We start from the raw sequence: 19,410 nt of genomic DNA on the forward strand, positions 1-19,410 counted from the left end.
CCCCGCAAACCCGGAAAGGAATCCCAATGAGGTCGATGCCTTCACAAGGAACACGTCTGCTGAGAAGTCGTTCCCGCCGCCGGCCGCTGGCCGCAGCTGTTCTCGCCGGAGTGGCGCTGCCGCTCGCTCTGGCGGGCTGCGGCGGGATCGCGAGCGAGTCGGAAGCGACTGTCGACCCCGACTGCGGTGACACGATCCAGATCGGCGCTCCGCACCCCTACTCCGGCCCGTTCACCGAGTTCGGCACGAACTCCTACCAGGGGATGGTGATCGCCGCAGACGAGATCAACGCCGCCGGCGGCATCGAGGCTCTCGGAGGCGCGCAGCTCGAGATCGTCAAGGGCGACACCAGCACGGCCGATCAGGCTCAGGCGAGCAGCGCGACCACGAAGCTCATCGAGGACGGCGCGGTGGCGCTCGTCGGCGCGTGGGCGAGCCCGCTGACCCAGGCGGTCTCGACTGTCGCCGAGGAGGCGCGCATCCCGATCCTGACGCAGTCGTGGGCCGATCAGCTCTCCGACCGCGGATTCCAGTACTACTTTCAACCGCCGCCCAAGGCATCCGAGATCGGCGGCGCGGCGGCGCAGTATCTCACCGAGGCCGCCGAGGCGGCGGGTGTGACGTTCGAGCGGGTCGCGGGTGTCGGGAACAACGATTCGGCGAACGTCGGCCAGATCACCTCTGCAGTGGAGGCGTTCGTCGCGGGCGGCGCCACAGCGCAGGAACCGACGTTCTTCGACACGGGAATCACCGACCCGACCCCGATCGTCAACCAGATCATCGGCCAGGATCCCGACCTCATCCTGCTCAGCGGCACACCGGCGGACATGTCGCTCGTCATCGGGGCGCTGCGTGACCGGGGTGTCACCGCGGCGATCATGGGCTTCGGCGGCGCCTTCGTTGTGCCGAGCTTCGCGGAGAACCTGGGCGCAGACGTCGACGGCCTGTTCGCCGTCGGCGCCTGGAACGCCGACCTTCCCCTCGACGGCGTCGAAGAGGCCGCGGCGGCGTACGAAGACGCGTACGGCGACTTCATGCCGATGGAGGCGGGCGAGAGCTGGGTCGACGTGCACCTGATCGTCCAGGCGATGGAAGACGCCGGGTCGTGCGACCCCCAGGACATCACCGACGCCCTACACGCAATGGACATCGACTCGGGTCCTGCCGCGGCCATGCCAGGCGGTCGGGTCGCTTTCGATGACGCAGGCACCAACGAGTCCGCCGTCCCGATCCTCATCCAGTGGACCGACGGTGTGCCCGCGACCGCGTGGCCCGAGGAGTACGCGACGATCGACGCGGTCTTCGACAACTGAGCAGAAGACAGGCTCGCCGGCGCGGTCTCCCGCCACACCGGCGAGCCCGTCGGTCGGAACGAAACGAAGGAATCCATCAGAGTGGAAAGCCTCATTCAGGTACTCGTCTCAGGCGTGCTCGTCGGCGGTCTCTACGGCGTGATCAGCAGCGGGCTGTCGCTGAGCTTTGGAATCTCGAAGATCGCGAACTTCGCGCACGCCGACTTCGTGACGGTTGGCATGTACCTGTGCATCGTCGCGGTCGGCGCACTCGGCTCCCTCGGGCTGGTGCTCGTTCCGCTCATCGCCGCCGCCGTCGGACTCATCGGCACCGTGGTGTACGTCCTGCTGCTGCGCCGCCAGCACATCAGCGCGGCGAACGAGGATGAGGCGCATCTGCCGCAGATCGTCATCACGGCCGGCGTCGGGATTTTCATACAGTCACTGCTGCTTTCGATCTTCTCGTCGCAGGATCGCAGCATCCACACGATCCTCGACGGGGCATGGTCGGTGGGAGGGGTTGCGATCTCGAAGGCGCAGACCGTCGCGTTCGTCGTCGCGGTCATCGCGTTCGTTGTGCTCGACCTGGTCGTTCGGCGCACCGAGTTCGGGCGGGGGCTCCGTGCCATCGTCGACGACGGCGACGCGGCTGCGCTCGTCGGGGTCAACCGCGGGCGGATGCTCAGTCTGAGCATCGGCATCGGCGTCGCGCTGGCCGGCCTGGCCGGCGGTCTCCTCGCGAGCTACCAGGTCGTGAACCCGACCAGCGGGTTCGACTACCTCGCCCTGGCGTTCGTGGTCATCATCCTCGGCGGGCTGGGGAGCATCCGCGGCGCCTTCGTCGCAGGCATTCTCGTTGGCCTCATCCAGCAGGCGACCGGAACCTACGTCGCGCTCGAAGCACAGAACATCGTGATCTGGGTCATCTTCATCCTCGTGCTGCTTGTGCGGCCGAACGGACTCTTCGGAAGGCGGGTCGTCACATGAGCCGTTTGCTCACCGGCGGACGGGTGGTGCTCCCCGCGCTGGGAATTCTCATCGTCGGGCTTTCGCTGCCCTACTGGTTCATCCAGCAGGAGTACGTGCTCGTTGTCTTCATCGTCGCGTGCATCTGGGCGATCGCCGGGCAGGGCTGGAACATCATCGGAGGCTACGGGGGACTGCTGTCCTTCGGCCATTCGGTGTTCTTCGGCATAGGCGCCTATACGACAGCGATGCTCACCGTGCATTTCGGGATCTCGCCCTGGATAGGCATCCCGGTCGGGGCCGCGCTCGCGGCTGTGGCCGGCGCCATCCTGACCTTTCCCGCCTTGCGCCTGCGCGGGGTCTACTTCACCCTCGCCACTTTTGTGCTTGCCCTGCTCTTCACCGACCTCGCGGTCGCCAGCCGTGACTTCACCAATGGCGACCAGGGGATCACCATCCCGTTCCTCCGCGACACACCTGGGATGCTGCAGTTCGACTCGAGGGTGACCTTCTACTTCGTTGTCATCGGTTTCCTTGCCCTGGCGACGCTGATCGTCGGCTTGGTCGCCCACAGCAGGCTCGGGCTGTTCCTCGTCGCGAGCCGGGACGATCCCGATGCCGCTCGAGCAGCCGGCGTCGATGTCACACGCACACGGCTCTTCGGACTCATGATCAGCGCCGCGGTGACCGCGGTCGCCGGTGGACTGATGCTGCAGTACCTGCGCTTCATCGATCCGGCGACGGCGTTCGGTGCGGCCACAGCCTTCACGATCGGTTTGGTCGCGCTCGTCGGGGGGCGCGGCACGATCCTGGGTCCGGTGCTTGGCGCGTTCATTCTCATCCCCGTTCAGCAGCTGCTGTCATCCACCTTCGCGAGCGGCCCGTCCGGAACCTCTGGCATGATCTACGCCGCGATCGTGGTGATCATCATGCTGCTGGACCCGCGGGGCCTCATCCACCTCGTAGGGCGCATCGTGAGCGCGGGCTGGCGCGGCGTCCGCGCGCTGAAGCGAGGATCCCCGGGGGCCGCCACGGCTGCCGAGGAGCCAGAACCAGCGCAAGCGAGTGCGGGCGCCGGCGCCCGGGCGAAGGAGACGCGCGAATGATGACAGACGACCGCCTGCTACACGTCGAGCACGCGACGGTGGCCTTCGGCGGCGTGCTCGCGGTGAACGACGTTTCACTCGACGTCCGACGGGGCGAGATCCTGGGGCTCGTCGGGCCGAACGGAGCGGGGAAGTCGACGCTCTTCGGAGCGATTGCCGGAGCCGTGCCACTTCGCTCCGGGCAGATCGAGCTCGACGGTCAGTCGATCGGCGGACGCAAGCCCCACACGATCTCCCGGCTGGGGATCGCACGAACCTTCCAGAAAGTGCGGCTGTTCGCGTCCATGACCGTCGAGGAGAACGTGCTGGTGGCCGCCCGTTCGCACGAGCGTTCTCTTGCGGCCGCCCACGCCATCGCTGCGGACTCACTCGCCCTCGCCCGCTTCGCCGGCGACCCGCGGACTCCCGTCACCGCACTGCCGCTCGCCGACCGCAAGCGCGTGGAGATCGCCCGCGCGCTCGCCGCGCGGCCGAAGCTGATACTGCTCGACGAGATGATGAACGGCCTCACCGTCGCAGAGACCGATGCCCTCGTCGCCGAGATCCGCGAGCTTCCCCAGGACGGCGTCACGGTCATGCTCGTGGAGCATGTCATCCACGTGGTACGCAGTCTGTGCGACCGGCTCGCGGTCCTTCATCACGGCAGGCTGATCGCGGAAGGCGCGCCGGGAGAGGTGCTCGCGCGGGAGGACGTCGCAGAGGCCTGGCTCGGCCGTGCGGCGGAGGGGAGGACGCTGTGATGCTCTCGGTGTCGGGACTGTCGGCCCGCTACGGGGACAGCGCCGTTCTGCACGACGTCGCGTTCGATGTTCAGGAGGGTGACCTCTTCGGCATCCTCGGTGCCAACGGCGCAGGAAAGACGACCATCCTTCGTGCAATCGCCGGGCTCCATCCGCCGACAGTCACCGGGTCGATCCTCTTTCGGGGCGAGGAGATCATCGCGCAGCCCGCTCATCGCCGTCCCTCGCTGGGAATCGGGACGGTGCCGGAGGGGCGTCGTATGTTCAACAGCCTCTCGGTGCGCGACAGCCTTCTTATGGGGGCCTATGGGCGAGGGCGCGCGTGGCAGCAGCGCAATCTCGCCCGCATCCTGGAGACCTTCCCCGAACTGGCCGAGCGACTCGAGCAGCCCGCGGGGAGCCTGAGCGGGGGCCAGCAGCAGATGGTGGCGTTCGGCCGGGCACTCATGAGCGAACCGAAGCTGCTCCTGCTCGACGAGCCGTCGCTCGGGCTTGCCCCCGTCATCGTGCAACGCATCTTCGGTCTCCTCTCAGATCTGCACCGTGCGGGCGACCTCACGATCATCCTCATCGAGCAGAATGCCGTCGAGGCGTTTCCGCTCATCACCAGCGGCTGCGTGGTGGATCGCGGCCGTGTGACGTTCGCCGGAACCCGCGTGGAGCTGGAGTCGTCTGAGACGATCAGCCAGGCCTACTTCGGGTCGGCCTGATGACCGGTGAGCTGGAGGACCGCGTCGCGATCGTCACCGGCGGAGGCGGCGGGATCGGAGCAGCGATCGTGCGCCGCTACGCCGAGGCGGGTGCGCGGGTCGCCGTCCTCGACCTGGATGTCGGTGCAGCACGCTCGGTTTCCGAGGCGACGCGCGGCGCCGAGGCGTTCGGGCTCGACGTCGCAGACGTGGAAGCACACCATGCGGTCCTCGACGCCGTCGAGGACCGCATGGGACCCGCGAGTGTGCTCGTCAACAACGCGGGCGTCGGCACGCACGCCGACGTGCTCGATGTCACGCCGGAGCAGTGGGACCGGGTCCATTCGGTCAATGCCCGCGGGACCTTCTTTTTTATGCAGGAGTTCGCACGGCGCCTCGTCGCAGCCGGCACAGGTGGCTCGATCATCAATGTCACCTCCGTCGTAGCCGACCGTGTCTGGCTTCCCAGCACTGCATATGCCGCCAGCAAAGCGGTGGTCCGCACGTTCACCGAGTACGCCGCCGCCGAGCTCGGCCGACACGGCATCCGCGTCAACAACCTGTGCCCCGGCCCGACAGACACTCCGCTCTCGGCGCCGAGGTACTCCGACCCCGGCTTTCGGGCGTCTCTGCTCGAGGCCATCCCGCTCAGACGGATCGGATCGACCCGCGATCTCGCCGACGCCGCCCTCTTCCTGGCGAGCGACACATCCGCATTCACGACAGGCACCACGCTGTATGTGGACGGCGGCCGACACCTCTGAACGAGAGGACCTGTCGCGGGGAGCCGCACGCACACGACGACCGAGCGGGCCGCCGCTAACGAGCGGACGGAGCCGGCAGCTCGATGCCCTGATTCCGGGGAACATCGAGATAGGGATAGCGGGCCACCGTCGCACGGATGCGCTTCTGCCTGCTCGCCTCTGGCCCCCACAGCACCTCGACCTGCTCACCCTCTGCGATCGTCCTCTCGAGGGAGCAGAGCGAGATCATCCGTCGGTAGTAGTAGGAATATGCGCGTCCCGAGCTCACGCCGACCAGTTCGTCACCGCGAAGAACCCTGTCCGCGTACATCACCTGCCCGCCGTTCTGCCGGGTGATATGGATCGGGTGGTCGATCGGTGCAAAGTGCTCGCCGAGCTCGAACTGGGACCGATACACGTCGACGAGGTCGTCGACATCCCACTCGAGCGTGACGATCCTCCGCGGCGGATCGGCGACGGCTCGCTCCAGGGCCTCCCGACCCGTGAAGTCGTGATCGAAACGGACCATCGACCCCCAGCCCAGGTCGAACGGCGTGCGATAGCGCAGCGTCATGTCCTCGCCGACGCTGCCGAGGAGCGCGGCGTCGTTGAGCAGGTTGCGGGTGCCCATCGTCCGTCCGGAGAGCCAGGCGCGAAACTCGGGAACGGTGTTCCAGGCGAGGGAGAAGTGGTAGAACGACTGGGGATATCCGTTCTCGGTGTGGTTCATCATGTACGCCCACGTCCCCAGGCGGCGGATGCCGAACGGCTCACCCGCCGCGACGATCGCCGAATAGATCTCCTGGGCGAACTCGGCATCGCCGTGAACCTCATAGGCCAGGGAGCCACCCATGCCCATCCGCAGGACGCGGATGTCGTGGCCGGCGATCGTGCTCGGGCGGTGCCGCATAAAGCGGATGTCAGACAGATCGTCTGTGGTCGCGGCGGCGAGGACGTCGTATGAGCGGGGGCCCGCGATCTGAAAGAGGAACCTGCTCGTCGACACATTCTCGAACTCGAGGTCCAGATCCGTCTGGCTCAGCAGGAACTCGAGGTAGGGCGCGAGCCACTGGGCTTCGAACTCCTCCTCACCGGTGCGGATGAGGACGCCGTGGCTCATCACCAAGCCGTCCGTGTTGCAGAGGATCGCGTGTTTGCCTCCGCCGACCGGAAAGGCGGCGAAGCTGTTGACGCACACGCTCTCGAGGAATCTCGACGCGTCTGGACCGGTGATCCGCGTCCACGGGCTGGGGTTCAGATTGCCGTGGACGTACGCCGTCGTCTTCCATGACAGCTGTTCATCCCGCCATCCGGTGTATTCCCAAGGGATGAGGAACGGTCGCAGCATCGCGTCATACAACATGATGTCAGGGTCGTACGGGACGTAGGGGGAGTGCGGGATCGCGATCGGCGGCTCTGCAGACACGAGATGCTCCTTGCTCGAGGGGGCGGATCAGTCGCCGGCGCGGTAGCGGCTCGGCCAGACGCCGTGACGACCGGGGGCGAGAATGCCGCGGGGGTCGACGGCATCCTTTATCCGCTCAACGAACCGACGATACGCATGGTCGTTGAACGAGAGCTGGTCCGCCGCGAGATCCATCAGATCGACGTGCGCGCGGTACTCGGCGTATCCGCGTTCGCCCGCTTCTGCGATCAGCTTCCTGACGGTTTGGTAGGCGCGACGGTTCGTCTCCGGGTCGGTGACGTCGAAGGTGATGCTGTTGACGACGACGCAGCTGCGGTCGTTGATCACGGACAGTGCGCAGACGTGATTCAGGCCGATCTCACGCACGATCGAGTCCCGGATGAGCGCGATGTTCTCTGCGAGAACCTCACCCCTGAGCGGCAGCACCGGAGCGAAGGCGATATGACCGATGTGGGGCGGTGTTGCCTGGATGATGTCGAGATTCGGGATGCCGGCTTGAACCTTGTCCACGAAGGTCTCGATGTGATCCCATTCGTCGCGACCGTAGATCCGAGTGTTGAGCACACGTCCGCCGGGAATGCGCTCTTCCCAGACGCGGCGGATCCGCTCGAGGTGGTGATCGACGACGACTCGGTCGCCCCACAGTGCTGTGCGCGCCCCCCACCGGCCCAGGCCGGTCCGGTCGGCGAGCTCGTCGAGTGCGTCGTCGCTGAGCGCGGGGTCGGCACGCAGATACATCGAGCGGGTCTCGGGGAACTGCGCAGACATCGTGACGAGATTCTGAATGGTGGGGACGCCGCGCACCACGCCGTCGAGCCGCAGCTCGCGGAACACGTTGACGGCCTCGGCCAGTTGCGCGTCGCGGGGAATCGTGAGGAAGAGGGGCGCGAACGCCTCGGGCCGTCGCATAAGCCACACTGCGGCTCGCGTGACGATGCCGTAGTTCGACTGCATAAACAGCTGGTCGAGGACCGGACCGATACCCCGCGGATAGACGTGCCACGCCGCGTTGCCCTCCTGAGCGCCGAAGCCCGTTCGGAGGACGTCGCCATCGGCGAGAACCACCTCAAGGCCACAGAGCTTCTGGAAATCCGAGCCGTATGGCGCGTAGGTCATCCCGTTGTCGAGGGAGTTGCCGATCACGCTTCCCCAGCCGAGGTCGGGAATCGAGAACCAGAGGTCGGTGTTTCCGCTCTCGTCGAGAGCGGCGCGGAGGTCGAACCAGGTGACTCCCGGTTCGATCACGGCATAGGCGAGTTCCGGGTCGATCTCGAGGACCCGGTTCATCCTGCGCAGGCTGACGAGCACGGAGCCGGCCACCCGGGGCGACGGGCCGCCGTATCCGTTGTTGCGTCCCTGCGATGACACCCACAACGGCACCTCGAACTCGTCGGCGATCCTCACGATCCTCTGCACCTGCTCGGTCGACCTGGGGAAGAGGACAGCCGACGAGTCATAGCTTCGGTCCTCGGGCAGCCAGAACGGGTCACGGAAGGTGTCGCGCTCGTCCTGCGTGAGCAGGGCGCCGTCTCGCCCCACCACCTCCACGAAACGCTCGAGGATGCTGTCGTCGACGACGACGCGGGAAGTATGCACGATGAAGTCCTCAGTTCAGGATTCGATGGTCGTCTGGCGGCCGCCCGAGCACGCCACCGCCGGGCGGGGACGAGCTGTCTGACAGCATATAGCTCGACGTGCCCAGCGTCTACATGTGGCCAGCACATCGGAACCCTCCGAGCAGACGGACGTCATCGGCGGTTGCTGACAGACAGCCGCTACGCTGTTAGCAGACCACAGGAGGATGTTATGTCTGCGTCAGAAATCGGCATGCGGGTGCAGCGTCATGCACCGATCCGGACCCAGGTGGCCGACATCCTGCGGGATGCGATCATCGACATGCGTCTGCAGCCCGGCCAGCTGCTCATCGAGCGCCAGCTGTGTGACATGACCTCCGCAAGCCGTCCGTCCGTCCGGGAGGCGCTCCGGCAGCTGGAGGCGGAAGGGCTGGTCGAGTCTCAGAATGGCCGCGGCACGGTGGTCAGCATCCTCAGCCCCGAGGTCGCGCGCTACGTATATCAGGTGCGCGCCGAGCTCGAGGGGCTCGCAGCTCAGCTCTTCGCCGAACGCGCCGATGAGGAGCTCCGCACCGAGCTCACGAAGACGTTTGCGGACGTCGAGCGCGCCGCCCGGGAAACCGACGAGGACCACACCATGGACATGCTCAAGGCGAAGAACGCGCTCTACGACGTGCTTTTCCGCGGCTCGGGCAACCCCGTGCTTCATCAGGTGATTCAAACACTGCAGCGTCGCGTCAATCAGCTGCGATCGCTTACGCTCGCGCAGCCCGGTCGGCCCGCTCAGAGCGTGGAGGAGATCCGCGTGGTCATCGACGCCATCCAGCGGCGTGATTCTGCTGCGGCTCGCTCGGCCGCGACCCACCATGTTCACCAGGCGGTGCGCACGGTCCTCGACGCCATCGACGGCGGCACGGCCCCCGTCACCGGCTGATCCCCGACCTCCGCCATCGCTCGGGGGTTCTGCCGGCACACATTGCGGTGCGCTGTCTGCTGTATGACAATAGGCTAGCAGTGATGATCGCGATGAAGGGATCCCATGAGCGAGCAGTCGAGTCTGCGGGAGTCAGCCGACGATGACGTGTTCGAGGCGCACGGAACGCGGCTTCCCGTCCACGGTTTCTATGAACGGGCGTTCCGCCCGGTCGTGGACGCCTTCGTCCAGAACTACCGTGAAGAAGAGGAGGTGGGCTCCGCCGTCTCGGTGGTGATCGAGGGCCGGACCGTCGTCGACCTCTGGGGCGGTTGGACGGACTCCTCGCGAACGCGCACGTGGCAGCGCGACACGATCGTGTGCATGATGTCCGTCGCGAAGGGCATCACAGCGATCGCCTTCAACATGCTCGTCGACCGTGGGCTGGTCGACATCGACACGCCCGTGTCGGAGTACTGGCCAGAGTTCGCGCAGAACGGCAAGGCCGACATCCCCGTTCGGTGGATTCTCGACCACAGGGCGGGCCTGCCGGTGCTCACACCCGACAAGCTGTGGCACGGCGCGCTGTACGACCGGATCGCGATGGTGGAGGCGCTCGCGAAGCAAGCGCCTCTGTGGGAGCCCGGCACGGTGGCGGCCTACCACGTGCACACGCAGGGTTACCTGCTCGGTGAGATCATGCTGCGGGTCAGCGGCAAGCTCGTCGGGCCTTTCGTGCGCGACGAGATCGCCGGTCCGCTCGACGCCGACTACTGGATCGGGTTGCCCGCGTCTGAGCACGGGCGATGCGCGACAGTGATGCCGAACATGGGCTCACGGCTGTTCGCCGCGAAGGACGGCGAGGAGCCAGAGACGCTTCGTGCGCTCGCGTTCTCTCAGAATCCAGACGAGCCGTGGTCGACGACGCTCAACTCGGCCGCCTGGCGCGAGACCGAGATGGCCAGTGGCAGCGGTCACGGCAACGCCCGCGCTGTCGCGCGGGTCTATGGCGCCCTCGTCAGCCCCGGCGCGATCCGCGGAGTGGCTCTTATGTCACCGGAGACCATGCGGCAGATGGCAACGATGCAACACGACATGATCGAGCTGTTGCAGGAGCGCCACTACCGTCAGGGGCTCGGCGTGCTTCTCCATTCGCCTGACGCCGTCCACATGGGCCCGAACCCGGCGTCGTTCGGTCATCATGGGATCGGCGGCTCGATCGGCTTCGGTGATCCTGACGCCGGCATCGGCTTTTCCTACGCCGTCAACAAGATGCACTCAGCCGGGACCAACGGGCCGCGTGCCCGGCGTCTCATCGACGCGCTCTATTCGGTGGTGTGACGACCGCGTGACCGTCGGGCGCGCCACCGGCGCGGCGAGCCTCGGACCGCGAGGAACACAGAGGTTAGAGGAACACAGAGGTTAGAGGAACACAGAGGTTAGAGGAACACAGAGGTTAGAGGAACACAGAGGTCGGAGGTCAGAGACCGAGCTGTACGCGCAACCGGCCGTCCGAAGCGGTACGAAGGCGACCGAGAACCAGATCGGCGACGAGCACAACGATCGCCGTGCCGCCGAGCGACAGCCACCAGATCACGCCGCCGTCCCACGCGAAACCGAGCCAGGTCAGCGCCACCCAGATGACGGCGGACACGATACCGCCGATGGCGGGCACGAGCATCGAACCGTGCAGGTCGCGCTTCGGAAGAACGTAACGTGCGATGAGCCCGAGAATGACGCCACCGAGCATAACGAAAAGCAGTTCCATCGGGCGGGGCCTAAGCGACGAAGCCGATGCGGCGGGACTCTTCGCTGCCGACCTCGACATAGGCGAGACCCGCGATCGGCACGATGTACACCTTGCCTTTGTCGTCGCCGATCGTGAAGTACGGCTTCTCGCTCTCGAGGGCCTCCCGGATCAGCTTCTCGACGTCGCTCGCCGACTGCGTGGTCTCAAAGCTGAGCTCGCGCTGGCTGTTGGTGATACCGATACGGATTTCCACTAGATCGCCTTTCAATCGCCTACGCCCACATTACGACACAACCGTCGAGCGGATCGCCTCGTTCTCCTCGCCCAGAGCGAACAGGGCGAGATCGACAGACGCGGGCGGGCCGAACGCCGGGTGTCGGCGGGTGCGGATACGGTGTGACGCGTGGCAGTACTCGGATTCATTTCAGAGCGGCTCGCGGCTCCGGTTGAAGCTGTGCCCGATAGCGGCGTGCCCGGCAGCACCGTCGCCCGCGGGCCCGCTCCCGGCGTCGCCGTGCTCGACGCATCACAACGTGCAATCGTCTCGTTGGCCGACGACACGAGCGCCGCGGTTCTCGGTGCCCCTGGCAGCGGCAAGACGACGACGCTCGTCGAACTCGTCGCCGAGCGGATCATCGCGAGGGGATACTCGCCCTCAGAGATCCTCGTCATCGCTCCGCACCGCCGATCGGCGACGGCGCTGCGTGACAGACTCGCCCTGCGAGTCGGCGTGCCGACAGAGGGACCTCTCGCCCGCACCCTGAACTCTGCCGCCTACCAGATCGTCAGGGCAGACGCGACGATGCGCGGTGACGAGCCGCCTCGGCTGCTCACGGGGGCCGAGCAGGATGCCGTGATCGCCGATCTTCTGCGCGGGCACCAGCTCGAGGGAACGGGTCCCGGGTGGCCGGACGAGATCGATCGCGAGGTGCTGTCGCTCGCCGGGTTCAGAACGGAACTCCGAGAGCTTATGATGCGCGCGACGGAATCGGGGATCAGGCCGGAGCAGCTCGCGGCGCTGGGATCGCTGCACGGGCGTGCCGAGTGGGCCGCCGCGGCGCGATTCATCGACGAATACGAACGGGTGATCGACAGCTTCGACGCACGCTATCTCGACGCCACAGAGCTCGTGGCAGAGGCCACTGCGCTGGTCAGAAGGGGCTTCGGGTTCGAGAAGCTGCGACTCGTCGTCGTCGACGACATGCAGGAGCAGGGGGAAGGCGCGATCAGGTTCATCGCAGCCCTGGCCTCTCGGGGAGTCCGGGTGGTCGGGTTCGGCGACCCAGACGTGGCCGCATCGACGTTCAGGGGATCGGACCCCGGCGCGATCGCGGCCCTCGGCCCGCGTCTCGGGATCCCGCTCGAGACGATGTCGCTGGCGGTCGTCCATCGGCACGGTCCGCGGCTGCGTGAGCTTGTGCGTGAGGTCACGTCACGGGTGGGCACGGCCGGAGCCGGTTTCCACCGCGAGGCTGCATCGGTGCCTGCATCGGTGCCTGAGGATGAGGCTGCAGATGGCCCAGACAGCCGGGCGGAGCGCACGACCCCGCCGGTTCTCAGGATCGAGGCAGCCTCGACTCCCGGCCAGTATCAGCAGATCGCACGCGTCCTGCGTGAGCATCACCTCTTCGGTGAGATCCCCTGGGCGAAGATGGCCGTCATCGTCAGATCGGGCGGGCAGATCCAGAACATCGCGCGAGCGCTCGCGCTCGCCGAGGTCCCCACCTCATCGGCCGCGCAATCCAGAAGCGTGAGCTCGGAGTACGCGTCGCGGCAGCTGATCATCGCGGTCGCGCTCGCGATCGGGCGCATCGAACCCGATGCGAGCACCATCACCGGGCTGCTGACGGGGCCGCTGTGCGGCATCGATGCCATCGCGCTGCGCCGCCTGCGACTCGCGCTCAGGCACGAGGAGCTCGCGGGCGAGGGAACCCGAACGGGCGACGAGCTGCTTCTCGAGGCCGTTATGACGCCCGGGCGCTTCGCGACGATCGATTCGGCTGCCGCCAGGTCGGCAGGCAGGCTCGCCGAAGCACTGGCGCAGGCCCGCGCAGAGGCAGAACGCGGAGCAAGCATCGAGGAGCTGCTCTGGATGTTCTGGGAGAAGAGCAGACTTGCATCGCTCTGGACGACACAGGCGCTCGGCTCAGGTCTCGCCGCCGACGAGGCGAATCGTCACCTCGACAGCGTGATGACCCTCTTCACGTCGGCGAAGCGGTTTGTCGAGCGTTATCCGACCGAGCCGGCGGGCCGGTTCATCGATGACGTCCTCGACGCCCAGGTGCCCGAAGACTCACTGACACCGCAGGCGGCTGCAGACACCGTGTGGATCGGAACACCGAGCGGTGCGGTCGGCAGCGAGTTCGACGTGGTCGTCGTCGCCGCGCTGCAGGACGGCGCCTGGCCCAACCTGCAGCTGCGTGGTGCGATTCTGGCCCCGGGGCAGCTCAGCGCCGTTTCTCAGGGCCTTCCGGTCGGCGACATCGACGAACGCGCAGAAGTGCTCTCTGACGAGGTGAGGATGTTCGCGCTGGCGGTGTCCCGCGCGAGAAGGCAGGTCGTGCTGTGCGCAACGGTGAGCGACGACGAACAGCCGTCCGCCCTGCTGCGGTTCCCCTGCATCCGGAACGCCGTTGCAGCGCACGGCGATGCTGAGCATCCGCTTTCGCTACGCGGGCTTGTCGGGTTTCTTCGCAGGCGGCTCGTCACCCACGGCGACCCCGCCGCGGCATCTGCTCTCGCACGGCTTGCACGATCGGGTGTGCCCGGGGCGGACCCGGGGGACTGGTACGGCATGCGCGACCCGTCGACGACGGCGCCGCTTGTCGATCTCGATGACGAGACAGCTGTCGTCTCGGTGTCGCCGTCGAAACTCGAGACCTTCGAGAAATCGCCGTTGGCCTGGTTCATCGACACGATGGCCGCAGCGCCGTCAGGAATCGCAGCGGGAATCGGAACCATCGTTCACGCGGCGATGGAGCAGGCGGGGCGGATTCCGGCAGACCAGCTTCAGACAGAGGACCTGAGCGTCGATTCCCTCTGGCAGACGATAGACGCGCACTGGTCGGAGCTGTCATTCGAAGCGCCGTGGCTGGCCGAACGGCAGCGAAGGAACGCCAGAGCGCTCGTCGAGGGCCTCAGTGAGTATCTTCTCGATGCGCACAGGGCAGGAAACAGTGTTGTGAGCGCAGAGGGCAGATTCGAGGTCGCGCTCGGCCAGATGCGGCTCTCTGGCACCATCGACCGCGTCGAGCGGGCGCCGAACGGAGAGATCACGATCATCGACCTCAAGACGGGCAGGACAGTGCCCAGTCAAAAAGACGTCGACGCGCACGCGCAGCTCGCTGCCTATCAGCTCGCGTTCCACGACGGTGCCATCCCGGGAACGAGCGCGGAGGATGCCGCGGGTCCGGCTGCGCTGCTCTACGTCAGCGGCGGAACGAGGGGCACGTCCTATCAGCGCAGAGACCAGCCGCTGCTGGATGACGCGCAGCTCGACGAGTTCCGCCGGCGTGTGATCGATGCGGGTTCCGGCATGGCGGAGGCCACATTCTGGGGCGCGGCCGACCTGCCCGAGAGAGATCCCAAGGCCTCGCTGATGTATCGGATCCATCTCGTGGCGGCGGTGTCCGCATGACGGGCGATCGTGTGAGCGCCGGCCTTCTCACGCTCGCGGCGCAGGTACCGGATGGTGCGGTGCCCGATGCTCCTCCCGCCCACGCGCTTTCCGCATCCGAGATCGCCCGACGGCTCTCGCTGCCGCAGCCGACGGCGGAGCAGGCAGCCGTGATCGAGGCCCCGCTCGCCCCCGCGCTCGTGGTCGCAGGCGCTGGCAGCGGCAAGACCGAGACGATGGCGAATCGGATCGTCTGGCTGCTGGCGAACGGACAGGTGAAGGTCAACGAGGTGCTCGGGCTCACTTTCACCCGCAAGGCCGCCGGAGAGCTCGCGGAGCGCGTGCGCACGCGGATCGACCAGTTGCACCGCGCGTTCGGCGACCGGCCGGGCGGCACGACCACCGACGTGCTCGCGGCACCGACCATCTCGACATACAACGCGTTCGCCAGCGGGATCTTTCGTGAATACGCACGCCTGATCGGCCGGGAACCGGATCAGACCGTGATCACGGAGGCATCCGCTTGGCGACTGGCGCGTCAGATCGTCGTCGCGTCGCAGGACCACCGTCTCGTTGATGTCGACAAATCCGTTGATGTCATCACGGGCGCGGTGATCGGCTTGTCCAGGGCGCTCGGAGACAACGACGCGTGGGGCGATGTCGAGGCCGTGCGTGAGTTCTCGACCACGTTCACCGAACTCGCCGACCTTCCGCTGCACGACGGCGGATCGCGCAAGCGCACGCCGTCGAAAGACCTTATCAAGGCATGCCAGGACGTCGGATGCCTTCCCCTTCTGCTCGATCTTGCCGAACGCTTCCAGGCAGAGAAGCGCCGTCGGGGATTCGTCGAGTTCAGCGATCAGGTGTCCCTCGCCCTCGAGATCTGCCGACGGGCGCCACGCGTCGCCGAGGAGCACCGCTCTCGCTTTCGTGTCGTGATCCTCGACGAATACCAGGACACATCCGTTGTGCAGACGGATCTGCTCGCCCGGCTGTTCAGCGATCACCCGGTGATGGCCGTCGGAGACCCGAACCAGTCGATCTATGGGTGGCGTGGTGCGAGCGCTGCCAACCTGTCGAGGTTCCGAGACGATTTCGCTCCCGCGCGGCAGGCGGCCGGATTCGCCCTGTCGACGAGCTGGCGCAACGCGGGTGCGGTGCTCGATGCCGCGAATGCGATAGTCGCACCGCTGCCGACCGGTCGTGGTGTTCCCGTGAGCACCCTCCGGCGTTCTGAACGGGCGCCGGACGGAGAGGTCTCCGTCGTCTTCACCGAGACGGTCGTCGAAGAGGCGGATGCCGTGGCCGGCTGGCTGCACCACGAGCTTGAGCGGCCGAACCAACACGGTGGCGTGAGATCGGCCGCGATGCTGTGCCGTTCACTCAAGGGGATCGGTGTCTTCACCGATGCCCTCGCCGCGCGCGGTGTCCGTTTTCACGTGCTCGGCGTCGCCGGCCTGCTCGAGCAGCCGGTCATCGTCGACCTCGTGTCGGCACTGCGGGTGCTGCACGATCCCTCGGCGGGATCCGAGCTCATCAGGCTGCTCACGGGAGCCAGATGGCGGATCGGCGCACGCGACGTCAAAGCCCTCAGAGCTCTCGCGCGATGGCTCGCCGATCGCGACCATGCGCAGCAGCGTGTCTCAGAGGACGTCCGCCGCCGGATGTTCGAATCTGCCGCCGATGACGATGGCACGTCCATTGTCGACGCGCTTGATTTTCTGCAGACGGCGCCTGAGACGCACGGGGCGCTCGCGGACTTCAGCGAGCAGGGCCTGGTGAGGATGCGAGAGGCCGCCAGAGCGCTGACGGCGATGCGCAGGCGCCCCGGTCTCGACCTGCACGACCTGGTGAATCTCGTGGTGCAGGACCTGCAGCTCGATATCGAGATCGCCGCCAACGAACACTCGGTGCTCGGGCAGCCGAGCCTCGATGCCTTCGCCGACCAGGTGTCGGCTTTTCTCGCCATCGACGAACGCGGCACACTCGGCGAGTTCCTCTTGTGGCTCGACGAAGCTGAGAAACGCGAGAACCTGAGCCCGCGATCAGAGGATCCAGAACCCGGAACGGTCCAGATCCTCACGATCCACGGATCGAAGGGGCTCGAGTGGGACAGCGTGGCGGTGCCGCGTATGGTCCATGACGAGTTGCCGGGAACGCTCAGGAGCAAGCGCGGGTGGACCGCGTTCGGTGAGCTTCCATATGAGTTCAGGGGTGACCGGTTCGAACTGCCAGACCTCGCCTGGCGGGCAGTGGCGACCCAGGTCGATTTCGAGTCCGCCTACAGCGCATTCGGTGACGGGCTCGACGACAGGAACGCCGGGGAGCAGCGACGCCTGGCCTATGTGGCTGTGACGCGAGCACGCGATGCGCTGCTCGCAACCGGATCGTTCTGGTCGACGCAGCGCCGACCACGGGCGCCTGGTCGGTTTCTGCACGAGATCGCTCAGGCTGTTCCTCGCAGCTGCGCCGGCCTTCCGGAGCGCAGCGAGCACAGCGAGAATCCGCTTGCTGAGCAGCAGAGCCGTATTCCATGGCCGCTCGATCCGCTGGGAACGAGAGAGAAATCGGTGCATGCCGCTGCGGCCGCCGTTCTCGGCGCCGATCCGGATGCAGACACTCCGTGGTCGCGGGACATCGACCTGCTCATCGCTGAGCGAGACCGCCGTGCTCGGGCTGACGAATGGGTGACGGTGCCACACCGTGTTCCGGCGTCGCGGTTCAAAGACTTCGTGTCCAACCCGCAGGAACTCGCAACCCGGATGCGTCGTCCGGTTCCGGAACGGCCGTTCCGGCAGACGCGTCTCGGCACCCTCTTTCACAGTTGGGTGGAGAACCGCGTCGGCATGGCCGGCGGGCAGGAGACGCTCGACGCACAGGTGCTGGAGCAGGACACGGACGACGTCGCGCAGGGAACCCTGTTGCCCGTCGGCATCGAGGAGCTGCAGGCGCTCCAGCGCCTGCAGCAGACTTTTGAATCGAGCGAGTGGGCCCACCTCGCCCCGGTGGATGTCGAACGAGAGATCAATGTGGTGCTCGGCGGCCAGATCATCATCTGCAAGCTCGATGCGGTGTACCTGCGTGACGGTCGTTACCAGATCGTGGACTGGAAGACGGGTCGTGCGCCGGCGAACGACGATGAAATCGATGAGCGTCAGCTGCAGCTCGCGCTCTATCGCATCGCGTGGTCACGATGGAAAGGCGTGCCGGTCGACGAGATCGACGCCGCGCTGTACTACGTATCCGAGAACCGCGTCGTCAGGCCCGAGCGCTTCTATTCAGAAGAGGAACTCGTTCGCCGGTGGACGGCCGCGATGGGATCGCCGTGATCGGGCTTTGTGGTGCTGATCGGTCCGGTCGCGAGCTCATCTGCGCCCGGCGCGTCAGGAACCGGCTCGTTCGCCGCCAGGTCGTCTTCGGGCCTGTCACCCTCAGCCGAGTCCTGGCCGTCGACGATGTCGAACTCAGACGTGCCGAACTCCCGGGCGAGTTCTTCGCGGTCATAACTGTCCGTTTCCATGGCGTACGCCGCATGCCTCGCTTCGGAACCCTGCGCCGCCGCAGCCGGACGCGCCTGCGGTGTTCGCTCGAGCATGGCCTCCACGTCAGAGACCGCCATGATCGGGCCGGTCTGCGGCGTGAGCGGATACATCATCTCGCCGAGCACACTGTCGACGAGCCCATCGAGCATCACAACTGCATCCTCGACCACTGACTCGTCACGCGTGTCGATCCCGTGAAGAAGCCACCTGGCGAGCTCGAGCTCAGCATGAAGCAGGGAACGCTGCACGATGTGGCTGTCGGGGTGACGCGTGCACGCCGACCGGTAACCGTCGATCACGCTCTGCGCGGCATCCTCTGCACCGCTCAGCCAGTGCAGGTCGCGAGCCGGGTCGCCGACCTGCAGCGAACCCCAGCCGAGCATCCCGGACACAACCGGGCCCGCCTCATGGTCTGTGATGAGGAAGGAATCCGAACGAACGGCTCCGTTGATGACCGTCGGCTGGAACTGCCAGACGGTGTCGTCGTCGACCGCGTCGAGCCAGCGCTTCTTCACGGCGGCGGGCAGACGCCGAGCTGCAGAGGCGCGATCGATGACGTTTCGCGCCTCTTCGCGCGACTGTGCGGCGGAGAGGTGCGGAAGTCCCACATCTGAGACGAACGACCCCGGCAGCGAATGCACGGCGGCGATCGCGGCACCGATCGAGGTCGCCGCTCCGTCGCCGGCGGGAATGTTCTCTGCTTCCACGCTGTAACCGGGCAGATAGTCGTACACAACGGCGCGACCGGTCTCGAGAGGCGCCTGTCCCATGATCGCCGGAACATCGAACGGCAGCCGGCTGCGGATTCCCTGCGTCATAGCCTGCAGGGCGATGATCTCGATCGACTGCTCACTCGCCGCTCGCTCGTGCGCGGGCACGCGCACGACGACGTCGGCACCTGCGGCCGTGCGCAGGAGCGCAGAATCGAAATCTCCGCCGTTCGGGCTGCCGAGCACACCGCTGCCGGTCACCACGAGCCCGGGCGCGGCCGAGGTTGCCAACGCGGCTAGAGTGAGATGCGATCTGGCCATGCACACTAGGTTAGGTCTCCAG

At 66.6% G+C, this 19,410-nt stretch carries 15 protein-coding genes; 10 read left to right on the top strand and 5 right to left on the bottom strand.

The genetic code is table 11. The features are described 5' to 3' along the window. Positions 1-35 precede the first annotated feature (35 nt). The 6 genes from ACYVF5_RS06075 to ACYVF5_RS06100 all read left to right on the top strand — a co-directional run bounded on the left by ACYVF5_RS06075 (position 36) and on the right by ACYVF5_RS06100 (position 5,557). Positions 36-1,313 (top strand): ABC transporter substrate-binding protein, encoded by a 1,278-nt coding sequence (locus ACYVF5_RS06075; RefSeq protein ID WP_460944362.1) that lies wholly within the window; start codon positions 36-38, stop codon positions 1,311-1,313. A gap of 81 nt (positions 1,314-1,394) precedes the next feature. Then, entirely contained in the window at positions 1,395-2,279 is an 885-nt protein-coding gene (locus tag ACYVF5_RS06080; RefSeq protein WP_460944364.1) for a branched-chain amino acid ABC transporter permease, read from the top strand. After that, a complete protein-coding gene (locus ACYVF5_RS06085; RefSeq protein ID WP_460944366.1) occupies positions 2,276-3,364 on the top strand; it encodes a branched-chain amino acid ABC transporter permease in 1,089 nt (362 codons plus the stop codon). The genes ACYVF5_RS06080 and ACYVF5_RS06085 overlap by 4 nt, the downstream gene beginning before the upstream one ends. Further along, positions 3,361-4,104: an ABC transporter ATP-binding protein gene (locus tag ACYVF5_RS06090; RefSeq protein ID WP_460944368.1), complete on the top strand. Its 744-nt coding sequence runs from the start codon at positions 3,361-3,363 to the stop codon at positions 4,102-4,104. Before ACYVF5_RS06085 ends, ACYVF5_RS06090 begins: the two co-directional genes overlap by 4 nt. Beyond that, on the top strand, positions 4,104-4,814 hold the full coding sequence (locus tag ACYVF5_RS06095) for an ABC transporter ATP-binding protein (protein WP_460944370.1): 711 nt from the start codon (positions 4,104-4,106) through the stop codon (positions 4,812-4,814). Before ACYVF5_RS06090 ends, ACYVF5_RS06095 begins: the two co-directional genes overlap by 1 nt. Continuing rightward, positions 4,814-5,557, top strand: a complete 744-nt coding sequence (locus tag ACYVF5_RS06100; RefSeq protein WP_460944372.1) for an SDR family NAD(P)-dependent oxidoreductase — start codon at positions 4,814-4,816, stop codon at positions 5,555-5,557. Before ACYVF5_RS06095 ends, ACYVF5_RS06100 begins: the two co-directional genes overlap by 1 nt. Positions 5,558-5,612: 55 nt before the next feature. Here ACYVF5_RS06100 and ACYVF5_RS06105 read toward each other — a convergent pair whose 3' ends face one another. Beyond that, entirely contained in the window at positions 5,613-6,962 is a 1,350-nt protein-coding gene (locus ACYVF5_RS06105; protein WP_460944374.1) for a hypothetical protein, read from the bottom strand. A gap of 27 nt (positions 6,963-6,989) precedes the next feature. After that, complete coding sequence (locus tag ACYVF5_RS06110) at positions 6,990-8,558, bottom strand: FAD-binding oxidoreductase (RefSeq protein ID WP_460944376.1); 1,569 nt, start codon at positions 8,556-8,558, stop codon at positions 6,990-6,992. Between the two features lie 267 nt (positions 8,559-8,825). Here ACYVF5_RS06110 and ACYVF5_RS06115 point away from each other — a divergent pair, with 267 nt between their 5' ends. Both ACYVF5_RS06115 and ACYVF5_RS06120 read left to right on the top strand, forming a co-directional pair. Beyond that, positions 8,826-9,470: a GntR family transcriptional regulator gene (locus tag ACYVF5_RS06115; RefSeq protein WP_460944378.1), complete on the top strand. Its 645-nt coding sequence runs from the start codon at positions 8,826-8,828 to the stop codon at positions 9,468-9,470. 105 nt (positions 9,471-9,575) lie between these two features. Then, positions 9,576-10,790 (top strand): serine hydrolase domain-containing protein, encoded by a 1,215-nt coding sequence (locus ACYVF5_RS06120; protein WP_460944380.1) that lies wholly within the window; start codon positions 9,576-9,578, stop codon positions 10,788-10,790. Positions 10,791-10,929: 139 nt separating this feature from the next. Here the strand turns inward: ACYVF5_RS06120 and ACYVF5_RS06125 are convergent, their stop codons facing one another. Next, positions 10,930-11,217, bottom strand: a complete 288-nt coding sequence (locus ACYVF5_RS06125) for a hypothetical protein (protein ID WP_460944382.1) — start codon at positions 11,215-11,217, stop codon at positions 10,930-10,932. Between the two features lie 10 nt (positions 11,218-11,227). Further along, entirely contained in the window at positions 11,228-11,452 is a 225-nt protein-coding gene (locus tag ACYVF5_RS06130) for a DUF3107 domain-containing protein (RefSeq protein ID WP_460944384.1), read from the bottom strand. Between the two features lie 150 nt (positions 11,453-11,602). Here ACYVF5_RS06130 and ACYVF5_RS06135 point away from each other — a divergent pair, with 150 nt between their 5' ends. Together ACYVF5_RS06135 and ACYVF5_RS06140 are read left to right on the top strand one after the other, a co-directional pair. Beyond that, entirely contained in the window at positions 11,603-14,836 is a 3,234-nt protein-coding gene (locus ACYVF5_RS06135) for a PD-(D/E)XK nuclease family protein (protein ID WP_460944386.1), read from the top strand. Further along, positions 14,833-18,144 (top strand): UvrD-helicase domain-containing protein, encoded by a 3,312-nt coding sequence (locus ACYVF5_RS06140; RefSeq protein ID WP_460944388.1) that lies wholly within the window; start codon positions 14,833-14,835, stop codon positions 18,142-18,144. The genes ACYVF5_RS06135 and ACYVF5_RS06140 overlap by 4 nt, the downstream gene beginning before the upstream one ends. Here the strand turns inward: ACYVF5_RS06140 and ACYVF5_RS06145 are convergent. Next, a complete protein-coding gene (locus tag ACYVF5_RS06145; RefSeq protein ID WP_460944390.1) occupies positions 18,090-19,388 on the bottom strand; it encodes a phosphotransferase in 1,299 nt (432 codons plus the stop codon). The genes ACYVF5_RS06140 and ACYVF5_RS06145 overlap by 55 nt on opposite strands. Positions 19,389-19,410 lie beyond the last annotated feature (22 nt).

The organism is Okibacterium endophyticum, assembly GCF_054780075.1.